9 protein-coding genes are annotated in these 13,420 nt (G+C 32.0%); 5 read left to right on the forward strand and 4 right to left on the reverse strand.

Going from position 1 to position 13,420, the window contains the following annotated elements:
• Nucleotide 1: 1 nt before the first annotated feature.
• The 3 genes from L1275_RS00440 to L1275_RS00450 are packed head-to-tail and all read right to left on the reverse strand — an operon-like array spanning nt 2 to nt 7,002.
• On the reverse strand, nt 2-2,557 hold the full coding sequence (locus tag L1275_RS00440; protein WP_253468600.1) for a S9 family peptidase: 2,556 nt from the start codon (nt 2,555-2,557) through the stop codon (nt 2-4).
• Complete coding sequence (locus L1275_RS00445; protein ID WP_253468602.1) at nt 2,547-3,917, reverse strand: RagB/SusD family nutrient uptake outer membrane protein; 1,371 nt, start codon at nt 3,915-3,917, stop codon at nt 2,547-2,549. The genes L1275_RS00440 and L1275_RS00445 overlap by 11 nt, the downstream gene beginning before the upstream one ends.
• A 10-nt stretch (nt 3,918-3,927) precedes the next feature.
• Nucleotides 3,928-7,002 carry a SusC/RagA family TonB-linked outer membrane protein gene (locus tag L1275_RS00450; RefSeq protein WP_253468604.1) on the reverse strand — a complete coding sequence of 1,025 codons (3,075 nt, stop codon included), beginning with the start codon at nt 7,000-7,002 and terminating at the stop codon, nt 3,928-3,930.
• Nucleotides 7,003-8,096: 1,094 nt separating this feature from the next.
• On the opposite strand from L1275_RS00450, the gene L1275_RS00455 reads away from it, so the two are divergent.
• Nucleotides 8,097-8,453, forward strand: coding sequence for a hypothetical protein (locus L1275_RS00455; protein ID WP_253468606.1), 357 nt, complete (start codon nt 8,097-8,099; stop codon nt 8,451-8,453).
• A 37-nt stretch (nt 8,454-8,490) separates the two neighbouring features.
• Here the strand turns inward: L1275_RS00455 and L1275_RS00460 are convergent, their stop codons facing one another.
• Nucleotides 8,491-8,784 carry a hypothetical protein gene (locus tag L1275_RS00460; RefSeq protein ID WP_253468608.1) on the reverse strand — a complete coding sequence of 98 codons (294 nt, stop codon included), beginning with the start codon at nt 8,782-8,784 and terminating at the stop codon, nt 8,491-8,493.
• 224 nt (nt 8,785-9,008) lie between these two features.
• Between L1275_RS00460 and L1275_RS00465 the strand changes: the two genes are divergently transcribed.
• From L1275_RS00465 to L1275_RS00480, 4 genes are all read left to right on the forward strand, one after another.
• On the forward strand, nt 9,009-9,275 hold the full coding sequence (locus tag L1275_RS00465) for a hypothetical protein (RefSeq protein WP_253468610.1): 267 nt from the start codon (nt 9,009-9,011) through the stop codon (nt 9,273-9,275).
• Nucleotides 9,276-9,306: 31 nt separating this feature from the next.
• Nucleotides 9,307-9,606 carry a helix-turn-helix domain-containing protein gene (locus L1275_RS00470; protein WP_253468612.1) on the forward strand — a complete coding sequence of 100 codons (300 nt, stop codon included), beginning with the start codon at nt 9,307-9,309 and terminating at the stop codon, nt 9,604-9,606.
• Between the two features lie 96 nt (nt 9,607-9,702).
• Nucleotides 9,703-11,025 (forward strand): DUF3945 domain-containing protein, encoded by a 1,323-nt coding sequence (locus tag L1275_RS00475; RefSeq protein WP_253468614.1) that lies wholly within the window; start codon nt 9,703-9,705, stop codon nt 11,023-11,025.
• Between the two features lie 11 nt (nt 11,026-11,036).
• The gene (locus L1275_RS00480) at nt 11,037-13,094 is read left to right on the forward strand and encodes a type IA DNA topoisomerase (RefSeq protein ID WP_253468615.1); all 2,058 of its coding nucleotides are present in this window, start codon (nt 11,037-11,039) and stop codon (nt 13,092-13,094) included.
• Nucleotides 13,095-13,420: the final 326 nt, after the last annotated feature.

Below are 13,420 nucleotides of genomic sequence, written 5' to 3' on the forward strand. Positions count from 1 at the left end.
CTTAATAGGGCGTCATTCTTTCTTTATCAAAAGTAACGCCATCGGTAATCCATTGCGAGGTCTTTTCATCTTTTAAAAAGTAATCAAACCAGTTAATTATTCTACTGGTAAGATCCTCACTGTTTTTACTATCTAAAAGAGTGTGTCCTTCATTTTTATAAAATAGCGCTATATGTGGGATTTTGTTTCTTTGTAACCCCATAAAAAACTCTTTTGTTTGGTCGGACTCTATATTTTGGTCATGCATACCCGACCAAGATAGAAGAGGTGTTTTTACTTGATCTACATATAATATAGGAGAATTGTTTAAGTACATCTGCTTGTAATCTTTGAATGAACCGGGCATATTATATTGGCCCGTTTCAAATTGAAAATAAAAAGGTTTGCTAAAGTTGTTATTGTATGAAAAGTAAGACCGTACCAAATCACTATTTCCTGCGCCACTTACTGCAGCTTTAAAAATATTTGTCTGTGTGATTATAAAATTTGTTTTGTACCCTCCATGAGAATGCCCCATGAGTCCAAGCTTATTCTTGTCTATAGATTTCTCTTGTTCTACTACTTTTTGAATTGCTTGTTCAACACAATATAAAGCTGATTTTCCTGTACCTAGATCATTATCTTTAATATCAGCATAAAATACAAAATACCCTTTTTCGAGTAAAACTTGAATATTCATTCCATCAGAGTTATTCATGGAAGGGAAGAAGAAACTGTTTGAATGTTTGTTTAGAATCTGATAGATTCTGGTAATCATTGGATATTTTTTAAAACTGTCAAACTCTTTTGGATAAAATAAAACTCCTTTGAGTTTATCATTATTTAAATCTTTGTATTCAACAACTTTCTGCTTTCTCCAACTATACAACTCTTGAGGCATATCGCTTTCAAGCAGTACTTTATTTTGGTTATTAGCTACAAGATTAATAGCATGTGGCTTATTATAGTTTTCAGTCCTATATGCGATAACTTTAAAGCTATCATTAGATTTAATAGATGTGATTTTATCTTTTGTAAAAGGTACTATCAATTTGTTTTTTCCACTTTCAATTAGCTCCAACGCATGAGTATTGTTAGAGTTGTCTCTACGATGTATTAAAATATTTTCATCATTTACTAAGCTATTTGAACTTATATTTAATAGGTTAAACTCATCTTTATATGGGTTTAAAATACTTAGTTCCTCGGTTCGGTTTTTGTTATTTATTAAAAACTGTATTGCCTTTTTAGGATAAGAATATACCGCTAAACCCTTGTTGGTATTTAGGTATAAAAGCTTGCTGTCCTTGGACCAGTATAATTTATTTTGTCCATAATCAGACTCACAAATAGCAAGTATTGATTTTGTTTTTGTATTGTATGAATACCAGGTTTCATCTTTTTTGAATATTATAAAATTTCTATTAGGTGACACACTTACACTACTTCTAATGTTCGGTATTTGTTTTCCTACTGTTGTAATTGAATGAGTTTCTAAATTGTAAAGTTTTAAATCTGTAGGTCTTTGAGTATACTTGTAATCATAGTACTGATTTAAATCAAAATATATGATTTGATTTGAATCTAAAGCAGCAGCAGTTTGATTCTCTAGTTCATTTAAATTCTCAATTTCGTTAGTGTTGACATTTACAATTATGTACCGACTTACCTTAGTTAATGGACTATTCTTGTTTGTTTTTTTCTCTAGATTTAAATCATTTGTGCTCCATATTTCAAGATTACTAGTATCATATGATTTTGTGCCAGTTGTAGCAGAATAATTTATTAACACTTTTTCATTATCTAAAGATTCAATGCTTATAATGTTTTCCATAGAATCTTTCATTGCTGCGGCCTCAATAGTGTAAATATGATTTTTGTTATAGTCATACACATAAATGGAATGTCCGTTTTTACTTTGATTAATACAGTAGACAATTGGCCGAGTATTATCCCAAATAATTTTAGATACGTCTATTTTAAGATTCGTAGTTACGGTCTTTTTAAGAGTACTTAGATTAATTACGATTAATTCTCGAGTTAAAGTATCATTACTTTTTCTGGTTTGAACAAGTAAGGTTTTTCGATCTACATTGAGATCATATAAATCAACGTTTTCCTTATTTTCAATCCAAATAGTTTCCAATTTATCGTCCTTAATAATAGATAATTTGTAATCATTTGTCTTTTTATCAAGATAAAACAAGAGGTTTGATTCTTTTACTATTTTTAAGTTATCGACCTCAGAAAGCAGTATTTTTTTATTTGTATTAAGGTTTAAAAATTCAACATCTCCATTTATGGATTGGATACAAAGCAAAGAATTATCGAATAGTGAAATTCTGCTCTGTGATTGCTTTTTTATAATAGCATTACTTTGAGTATTGATAACATAAACGGAGTCACTATTTATACTTTTATAGCTTTTACGCACCAAAGCCCATTTTCCATCTTTTGAAATCTCGTAGTTTTGCAATTCACTATAGAGATTATTTGTCCGTATTTCTTGTGCTTTTATTTGATAAAAGCTTCCAAAGAGTAATAAAATTACAAGGTAAATTATATATTTAGTATCCATTATTCTGCGGTAGAAGGTTAGGGTTTAGTATCGTCTCTTTTTCAGGGTAGGGAAACAAAATGTGTTTTGGTAGCCAATTTGGTTTTGATAGGGATAATATAGATAGTTTATTATTTCTTTTTAAATCAAAAAAACGTCTACCGTGTTCTGTAAAAAACTCTCGTTGACTTTCCTTAAGCATTTCATTGATCGATTCATCTTCATTTAAATTATTGGATAAATCGGGAAGCCCAGCTCTGTTTCTTATAGTGTTAAGTAAGGAGATAGCTTGACTAGATTTTTGCTGATAAATTAATGCTTCAATCATTATAAAGTGAGCCTCCTCTAATCTGAAAATAACAGAACATTCATCTGTATTTGCTGTTCTATTTTTGTATTTATACGCATAGAAGAACTCTATACCATTTAAAGTAATTGAACTGATCCAATTTTTCTTTCGCTGATCATTGGTGTCAAAAGCATTTAATAAGCTATTGCTTATTTGGTAGTTCGGGGCAGTTAGAATAATAAAATTATATGCCTCAGTTGTAGAAGCCTCATTACTACCATTACTTAATTGCCAAAGCGTACTTTTTGCTGTTTTTTTAAAAACCGTATTTAGATTATCCTCCATGGAGTAGAGCGAGTTCGACATTACTTTTTGAGCGTATGTTTCTGCCTTATTGTATTGCTTTTGCAATAAGTAATTTTTAGCCAGCACTAGTTCCACAACCGCTTTATTGGGATAGTATTTATCACTAGATCGATATTGATAAGTGAGTTTTTGTTCTATTTGCTGTAAATCATCTCCAATTAGTTTCAATACTTCCATGGAATTACTTTTACCAATCTTGGAATTCAAAACGTAGTTAGTAGTTGTAACATAGGGAATGTCTCCAAACAATTGTGCGAGCCCTTGATAATATAGCGCTCTAAGTAATATCGCTTCAGATAAAGGCACTTCTTTGTCTTTTGCCTGTATGGTGTTGGAAGCTATTAGTCCTTCAATAAAAGCATTAATTGCATAGATATGGGTATACGAACTAGACCAAATATTTGAAATTGGACTTGAAGTCGGATTAATTTGATTATCGTATAGGGTAAAATAACCTAAAGAAGAAGATGAAGGGGTTAAATTTTCTAATTCGTCGGTATATAATCCTAAGCATGTTCCTAATCCTACAGAACTACCTGAATATAGAGATCCGTCTCTAAAATTAGTATATAAGTTTATGAGCGCTGAATTTGCAGTCTGGATATCAGTATAGACATCAGGGGTATTTATTTGATCATTGGGCAATTCGATGTCAATTAGCTCTTCACAGGATTGAAATGTTAGCATTGATACTAACATACAAAAGGTATATAATAGATTTTTCATAATAATAGTTTTAAAAAGTTAGTTCCACACCAAAAGCGTAGGTTTTAAGTGGTGGTAGATAACCTTGGACTGTAAACTCTGGATCCATTCCAAAATAGTTTGTTATTGTCCATAGATTTTGTCCTTGAAAATAAATACGTACAGATTCAATGTGTGATTTAGGAAGTTTAAGTGAATAAGAGAATGAAACATTCTTTAGTCTAATGTATGAACCGTCACTTATAATTTTATCACTTTCTGTAAATCGTTCCTTAGAATCATTTAATTCACTATTTACCCCAGTAGAATAGAAACCGTAGTCACTATTTATATTCTCAGCCGACCACGCATTAAGCATTTCAATAGGCTGATTTCTGATTGATCCGGGAGTACTTAAACTATAGTTGTAATTGTAGCTATTTTGCTTGACGTATTGAAATAAAAAATCAAAGCTAAAGTCTTTGTATGTTAATGTATTTTGTAATCCTCCATGGTATTTGGTTCCCAGTTCTTTTATACTTTTTTTGTCTTGAGAATTAATTTTATCATCCTGATTATAATCTGTAAAAACATATAGACCGGTTACGGGGTCAATTCCTTCAAAATGATATAGTTTTTTAATATTTACAGATTCACCTACCTCAAATTGATTTGCATATGTAGAGCCTTCTAAATCCGGAAATTCAAGAAGTTTGCTTTTAGGAAAAGAGATATTAAAGTTGGTTCTCCAAGAAAAATCTTTTGATATCAGATTAGTTGTGCTTAGGGTAAACTCCCAACCTTTATTCTCAATTGTAGCATTTAAATTATCTTGTACAGTTGCAAATCCCGTTGTTGAAGGTAAAGGTATTCCTACTAATTGATTGGAAGATTTGTTTTTATACCATGATATGGTCGTGTTTAAACGATCTTGAAAAAAGCTAAGTTCAATAGCTGTTTCCAATTTGGTTGTTTTCTCCCAACTAAAGTTTGGATTGTATAAGCGAGAAGGTTTGAGCCCTGTAGTATTGTCGTAAATAGCGGTGTTTAGTGTGTAAGTATCTAAATACTGGTAATTACCAATGTTATCACTCCCTGAGCTTCCAAAGCTTGCTCTTATTTTTCCATGATCTAGCCACGTTATCGACTTTATGAGGTTTTCCTCAGAAAAAATCCAAGCTGTACCAATGGCTGCGAAGTTCCCAAATCTATTGTTATCTCCAAATCTAGAAGAACCATCTCTTCTTCCTGTTAGATTAATAATGTATTTGTGATTATAGGTAAAGTTTAAACGCCCAAAAAATGCTAAGTATTTATATTGTAGATTGGCCGTTTGTTTTATTGTTTTAGTCTTGGCCGAAGCAATATTAGACATTAAAGCATTTGATGGGAAGTTGCTCCCACTAATGGCCAAAGAATTTGAGGTATTCTCTTGAAAGGTAGCACCAATAAGAGCATCTATTTTTAGATTATCCTTGATACTTGTAAACCAGTTTAATTGCGGTTCTACAATATATGACGTCCCATTTCTTATAGAGTTTTCTGCCCTTGACTGTTCTGATGTATAGTTTTTAGCAGGGTCATGTATGGTATAAGGTGTTAAGAGATTTTCCTTAAAATTACTATTGGTAAGCCCTGTATTTAATTTAAAAAAGGTATTTGTAAACAAGTTGTAACTCAAATCTAAGTTTAAAACCAGATTATTACTGTTATATTGATAAGTAGCTTGATTAGCAGCAATGGGATTACCGTATATACCAAAATCCCAGTTCAAAGTGCCATCCTCATTGTATAGAGAAGGAGCGTTAGGAGCTGTAATTAAAGCTTGGGTGGTTAAATCCGAGGCAATTAAATTATTAGATTGAGTCGAATAATTTGTTGAAGAATTTACTTGAAGCCTGTTGTCTTTACTTTTATGGTTTAAGTTAATAAAGAAGGTATTTCTCTTATAACCACTATCGGTAGGAAATACGGTGGTATCCTCATTGTGATTTGCATTAATTAAAAAATGAGTATTTTCACTTCCTCCAGATACTCCAAAAGATACATTTTTACTTACAGCCGTACCTCCAATTAGTTCTTTTTGCCAATTGGTGTAACGTTCTCTATCCCATGTACCATTCATATCATAGGCATAGACAGGAAAAGTAGTTACTTTATCATTTTTAAAAGCTTGATCACGCATCTGATTAAATTCAGATGTATTCATCAGTTTAGCAAAATTGTCAACTTGACTTAAAGCTGTTGATGAAGAAACAGTAAAACTGGTTTTATTTGTTCTATTCTTTTTTGTCGTAACCAGAATGACTCCATTAGCACCACGGGATCCATAAATAGCGGTTGCATCAGCATCTTTTAGTATTTCAATACTTTCTATATCATTGGGATTAATAGAATTTAAGGGATTTATGCTTCGGGCAGGTAATATGTTTACGGATAAATCAGAGTCTGACATATTTGAATCTGCAAAAGGAACTCCATCAATCACATAAAGTGGCGCATTACCATCGATTGCACTATTGTTGAGGTTTCGAAGACTATTTCTACCTCTTATTTGGATATCAAAACCTCCTCCAGGAACTCCCGAGTTTTGAGTAATACTAACTCCAGCCATTCGTCCTTGTATGGCTTGCAACGGATTAGTTACTGGCTGAAACTCGATATCCTTAGCGGTTACCCGAGCAATACTTCCAGTACGTTCGCGGTCTTTAACGGTATAATATCCTGCATTAACTACAATTTCATCAAGGGTTTTGCTATCTTCAATAAGAGTAATGTTTAATACAGTGCCACCGGAGTAAACAGTGGTATGCTTTTTATATCCAAGCATAGAAAAAGTAATTGTTTGACCAATAGCTACATCAATGGAATATTTCCCATCGACATCTGTTGAAACAGATTTATTGGACCCCTTAATAGACACGACAACTCCACCAAGAGCTCCTTGGCTGTCTTTTACAGTTCCTGTTAGTTTAGTAGTTTGTTTTTGTTTATTTAATTGAACTAAATCAACTAAAAAAGAAAAGGTGTTCTTTTCATTTGTTACGGCATACGTAGGACAAGCGATTAAAAAACTTAAAAGTAAAGCAATCCTATAACCAATATTGGTTGAGTTTTGAATTTTCATAATGTTATAATTGTTTTGACACAAAAGGCTTTAAATCATTAAGATTATTATTGCCGTAGTACTTAAATAAGCCAACTGCACCAAAGGTTAGTTAATGGTAATAGATGATATTAAAAAAAGATAAAAACTATCTCCTCAGCTCTAAAGCACGTCTCCCAAAATGCAAAAAAGAGTAAGGAGATAGCCATGGACTATTAGTAGTCTTAAAATCCCTTTAAGAGCTACTTTGTGTTGTTTGTTTAGTGCTTACTAAAAGGTTTAACCTTAATTAACCAACTCAGATTAAACCAGTAGCAAACGTTTTTCCATAATTAAATAGTTTTAAAGATTGATTAATAAATAGTACAGTTAGAAAATCTTTCATAGCTTTTTTACTGACTAACTAAGCTCTACTACCTTTAAATGAAATCGATAATCAAAAAAAAAAGGCAATAGTTATCCTGTGCGCATCTAAAAACTCTTTTTTAGACCTAGCGCAAAATGTGTAACAACTCTAACTAAATAGGTAATAGGGTAGCTGTCTGACTAAAAAAGTCAAAGTAAACTACAGCGATAAGATTTAGTTAAACTAAAATTTAATCATAGGCTAAATGCGTATTTAGTTACTAATTGTAAAAACTAAAAAATGTAATAATTGAAAAAAGTCTCGAATAGAATCATTCGATAAGTCCATTAAGGATAAGGTATTGCTCGCATTCCATAAAGAAACACAAAGCAAATCCACCTTGCTTTTTAAACCTTTATATGCCTAAATGGGAGACGGCATGAACTAAAGGTTTGTAGTATCATTAAATATTGCTTTTGTGAGTTTGCTTTATAAAAAAAGCGTGAGTACTCACTATTACTGCTCTGGGGTACTGGTATACCGTGCAACAGACAAGTGAGCTCACGCCTAGGTCGTGAGCTAATTAACTTATCCTCTCGTTGCTTGTAAATTACCAGTTTTCAGAGCGAGATTCTAAGCAATAGCTTCTAATATTTTAAAAGAATATTGCAAATATCGCCTTTAAAGGCGAACAATAATAAACAAATATAGGCTTTTTTTTGCTAATGGAGTCGTTCGACTCCAATAATATTTAAAAAAAAGTGCTCTTTTGAAAAAATATATTACCATGAATGAAAAGCAACATCCAATAAAAAACAAGATTGACAATAAAGACCTATTTGTACTTGCTAATAAGCTAGTGTGTAATTTTATAACTCAGAAATATATTTATAAGTTCAGTACTGATGAGGAAAACAATAAGGTTTCACTAAGAAAATATCAGGCTAAGTGTGGTATATCTCATACAACATTACAAAAACTTGTATGCGAAGACGGATATAATATTCCTTTAGCTGTACTATATGTGATTTTACATTATGAAAATATTAGCCTATCTAATTTTTTTACAGAATTAGAAATCTATTCAAATACCGAATTTCCATTGAATAAGATATTAGGTGCATAATGATTCTATGTTTAAGTATTATAGATTAATAATTTCATTAGTTATTTTCTGAAATACTATTTTCTGTTTCTATAATTTGTTGTTTCCTCTCAATCCTTTTCTTTTCATTAAAATAAATACTAAAAAAGAGGAGACTAAAAAGAATTAAGGCATAGGCAAACCATTTACCAATTCGTTCTATAAGACGAACAAATACAGAAGCTTCATAACTTGAGAAGCCTTCTAAGCCCGCTACATTTCGGCGGTAAAACTTTCTTCTATTTATCCAATAAATTAGTCCAGTTCCAGAGAGTAGGGTTAGAATACCTATTGTGAGCATAAAACTTGCCATAAAACACTTTTATAAATATCAATTGATACTATGTTCAACTGCTAATTTATAAAATATATATTATAATATTCTCATTATGAGTATAATGTTTGTTTTGTAAAATCTCAATATGCAATAATCAATGAAGCCTCTTTTTTAGTTTACAATTAAGGTGAATAGTGTCATGTACCTGAAATGACAGAATTTTTAAACAAATACAATATAAATAAGGAGCAAGTTTTAGAGTGGAGAGGAACTTAAAAAAGCCACTTTTCGATGATTTGATTTTGAAATCTAATTTTACAGATATAACTCATTTATTATTTAAAGATGAATCTGATATACTAAATTTAAAAACTAAAATAAATCAATTAGATACTCAGATTTTAAATGATAGAGAAAAAGAGAGGTTAAAATCTTTAATAAATATATTTTTAAAAAAAACACCTACCCATTGGCAAAGCTTGGCAGATTTATTCTTCCAAGCTTTTCACTTTTGTAATGTTAGCTAACAAAATTTATTAACCAATTAATTCTAACATTATGAATATCACTCGTACAGAATTCCTATCCTGGATGGAACGTATAATGACACGTTTTGACCATTTATCTGAAAGTGTTAAACAGCTTCCTCTAAAAACTCAAAATATAGATGGAGAAGAACTTTTAGACAACCAAGATGTACTGCAACTTTTAAAAGTGAGCTCTCGCTCACTACAACGTTACCGTTCAGATGGTAAAATCCCTTATTATACTATTAGCGGTAAACTATACTATAAGCTCTCCGATGTGCATCAGTTTGTCAGAGATTGTTTTTCTAATCCTGTTAGAAAGGATAAATAGCAACTAAAAGCCAAGATAAGCCTTGTATCTCATAATTAATGAGTCAAGGAATCTTGGCTTTAGTTTTAAGTTTTTAACCAATTAAAACAATCTATTATGGATACTCAAAGTACAGAGCGGCAAGTTGAACACGATGTATTACTTGTTAATGACAAAAAAACAAACAAAATTCAAGCAGTTAAAGGATTAGATGAAAATGGCAAACTTGAAACAGTACCTGCTACTAAAAAAAATCAACCCCAATTCATGCGAGTTGACAAGCACGGAGATTTCTTTTCGAACTTCTTTTCTAATTTCTTTAGTCAGCTAAAAAATCCAACCCAGTTTTCTTTTTTCAGAGTTCCGGAACTATTAACCATTAAAATGGCTAATCAAATGCAAAAAGAACTCAATCAAAAAGACACGCCCAATTATGAGCTTTTTCTAAAGCATCAAATTGAACCAAAGGATTTTAAACAGACAAAAGAAAACAAGGTAGCAGAATCTACAACTAATCAATCACAAGAACACAATCCTTACAAATACGATATAAAAGACATCGATTGGGATTCGTTATCTCGACTAGGACTCTCAAAAAAAGCGCTTGAAGAAATGGATTTGCTTGATCCATTACTTAGGGGCTATAAAACAAAAGACTTAGTAGCGGTTAATCTGGATTTAGGTTCTGCAGTTTTTTCTTTAGATGCCCGGTTGTCCCTTCAAAAGAATAATCAGGGTAAGGTAGTTATGGCCTTAGAAGGTGTTAGAAAATACCCCAACCTAAATGCTCCTTTACATGGCCACGAGTTCTCCAAACAAGACAAACACAACCTTTTAAAAACAGGTAATATGGGTAGGGTAGTAGATTTAATTGACCCTAGTACTAAGGAGAAAATTTCATCGGTGGTAAGTGTCGATCGGCTAACCAATAATCTAATAGTTACAAGAGTAGAGAAGATGCAAATACCTACTGAGGTAAAAGGAATTGTACTTGATAAAGAACAGCTTCAAACCCTCAAGCAGGGTAAACCGTTACTTGTAGAGGGAATGACCTCAGCTAAAGGAACACTCTTTAACGCAGAGATACAATTTAATGCTGCCAAAGGACATATTGAGTTTTTGTTTGATAATACCAATAAGCAAAATCAATCTCAAAACCAAAACCAGCCTCAGATGGCACAGGATTTAAAGACTTTTCGAGGTAAAGAGCTCAGCGATAAACAGCATACTGATTTATTGGAAGGTAAACCGGTTTATATCGAGGGGCTTACAGATAAAAGAGGTAAGGCATACCAAGGATATATCACTTATAATAAAGATAGTAAGCAGGCGGATTTCTCGTTTAAAAATCCAAACCAACCAGAAGAAAAATCAAAGGTTCAAAATCAGTCTAAAGCGTCAATTGACGAGCCTAAAAAATCAAAAGGACGTAAAATTTAAAAAATATTGTTATGATAGTAATACTTGCAGAAAAACCAAGTGTAGCTAGACAAATAGCTACTGTAATTGGTGCAAACAAAATAAAGGATGGCTTTATAGAGGGTAATGGTTATTGTGTCACTTGGGCCATAGGTCATTTAGTATCTTTGGCAATGCCTGATGATTATGGATTTCAGAGTTTTAAAAAAGAAGCTCTTCCGATACTTCCTCGGTCTTATTTGTTACTTCCAAGAAGAATTAAAAAAGACAAAAAGTTTGCAAGTGATCCTGGAGTTTTAAAACAATTAAAGGTAATAGACAGTCTTTTTAAATCCTGTACTCAGATTATTGTAGCTACAGATGCCGGTAGGGAAGGAGAACTGATTTTTCGCTATATCTACCAATATTTAAACTGTCAAAAATCATTTAAAAGACTTTGGATAAGTTCACTAACAGATACAGCTATTGGACAAGGTATGAAAAACCTTAGAGAAGGAAGTGAGTTTGATGGACTTTTTAGAGCCGGTCACAGTCGAAGTAGAGCAGACTGGCTCGTAGGTATCAATGCCTCACAAGCATTAACAGTAGCCCTTAACGATTCGGTTTATTCTTTAGGTAGAGTACAAACTCCAACACTTGGCCTTATATGTAAAAGACACATGGAACACTCCAGCTTCAAAAAGAAATTATATTATCAAATAGACCTTTTACATACAAAAGACGATGTAGAGTTTAAGTCAACTTCCACTGAAAAATGGTCAGATATAAAGAGTGCAGAACAAGCTTTAAAACTACTTGATAAACAAGAACAGGCAACAATTGAAAAAGTAGAAACAAAAATGATCAAAGAAGAGCCTCCTCTGCTTTTTGATTTGACTTCACTTCAGAAAAGAGCTAATGAGATTTTCGGGTTTTCAGCAGAGGAAACACTAAATATTGCTCAAAGCCTTTATGAGAAAAAGTTTATTACTTATCCCAGGACATCTAGTAAATACATCCCTAAGGATCTATGGACTGAGGTCCCGAATCTTTTAAAAGTTTTATCTGATAGCAGCAAATACAGAAACTATCTTTTAAAACTTAAACTAACAAGGCTAAAAAACACAATAGTTAATGATGTTAGAGTTACAGATCACCATGGATTATTAACTACAGACCGGTTACCATCAGCTTTACAGGTAAAAGAAGAAAGCATCTATCATCTTATTGCCCAAAGAGTAATTGAGTCAGTTTCTGAATCGTGTTTCAAAAAACAAACAGAAATTGAATTGACTATTTCAAATCTTGAGTTTACTTTCAAATCAAGTTCAATTATTGAACTTGGATGGAGAGAAGTACGAGCGGAACTATCCAATTTTGATCAAGAGATAATTATGGATTTGCCAGAGCTTAAAGAATCGGATACTATTACAATTTCAAAATCCAAAACTGTAGAAAAATCAACCAAACCAAAACCTCTTTACACAGAAAGTACACTTTTATCTGCGATGGAAAACTCATCTAGAGAACTTGATGATAAATCGCTTCAAAATGTATTAAAAGATATTGGAATAGGAACAGCAGCTACAAGAGCTTCTATAATTGAGACCCTACTTAAAAGAGGTTATATTGTAAGAAAACAGAAGTCTTTATGTCCCACAGAAAAAGGATTAAAAGTTTATGAAATAGTTAAAGACAAATTAATTTCAGATGTACTTCTAACAGCCAAGTGGGAATCTGCATTTAAGGATATTGAGGATGGACGCGTAGATATGGAGATTTTTCATAGGATGATAGAAGATTATACCACAGAGATTACCAGTGAACTCCTATCTATTAAAAGCAGTGATGAATCAAATGATTTATCGTGTCCAAAATGTAAAAGAAATACACTTCAAATAAGAGACAAAGTAGTGAAATGCCTAAACTCAGAATGCAATTGGCTTGTCTTTAGAAATGTTTGCGAGGTGACACTACAAATTAGAGATATTAATAATCTAATTGAAAACGGAAGAACTGAGCTTCTACAAGGACTCCAAAGTAAAACGGGGAAGAAGTTTGATGCTTACATCGTTCTAAAAGAAGATTTTACAACGCAATTTGAGTTTTAAAATATTAGCGATTAACAACTTAAGTAATCGCACAGCCTTTCTTTATATTTCAATTTCTGTTAATTATAAGAGCTTATTTACGTATCTATTAAAGAATATGTAAGTAAGCTCTTTTTCAGTAAAAGACTAAATTTGTATTGTTAGACAATTTAAACAATAATTGTGGACATATAAAAGTATTTTTATAAGTGTAAATGTTCTTTAATATGGGAGAACGAAACTAAATTTGTAATAGGAGGAAAATATTTTCCGATCATTATTTTGTTAAACTCAGCACATTGGAAAATTTCCTCACAGTAACTTCACATTGACAGATGGATCGCTTA

Source organism: Flavobacterium sp. HSC-61S13, from assembly GCF_024171535.1.
Lineage (GTDB): Bacteria > Bacteroidota > Bacteroidia > Flavobacteriales > Flavobacteriaceae > Flavobacterium.

Excerpts from the sequence above, each read along its gene's own strand:
- L1275_RS00440 (WP_253468600.1), bottom strand. The coding sequence starts at position 2,557 with ATGGATACTAAATATATAATTTACCTTGTAATTTTATTACTCTTTGGA.
- L1275_RS00450 (WP_253468604.1), bottom strand. The coding sequence starts at position 7,002 with ATGAAAATTCAAAACTCAACCAATATTGGTTATAGGATTGCTTTACTT.
- L1275_RS00470 (WP_253468612.1), top strand. The coding sequence starts at position 9,307 with ATGAATATCACTCGTACAGAATTCCTATCCTGGATGGAACGTATAATG.
- L1275_RS00475 (WP_253468614.1), top strand. The coding sequence starts at position 9,703 with ATGGATACTCAAAGTACAGAGCGGCAAGTTGAACACGATGTATTACTT.
- L1275_RS00445 (WP_253468602.1), bottom strand. The coding sequence starts at position 3,917 with ATGAAAAATCTATTATATACCTTTTGTATGTTAGTATCAATGCTAACA.
- L1275_RS00460 (WP_253468608.1), bottom strand. The coding sequence starts at position 8,784 with ATGGCAAGTTTTATGCTCACAATAGGTATTCTAACCCTACTCTCTGGA.
- L1275_RS00480 (WP_253468615.1), top strand. The coding sequence starts at position 11,037 with ATGATAGTAATACTTGCAGAAAAACCAAGTGTAGCTAGACAAATAGCT.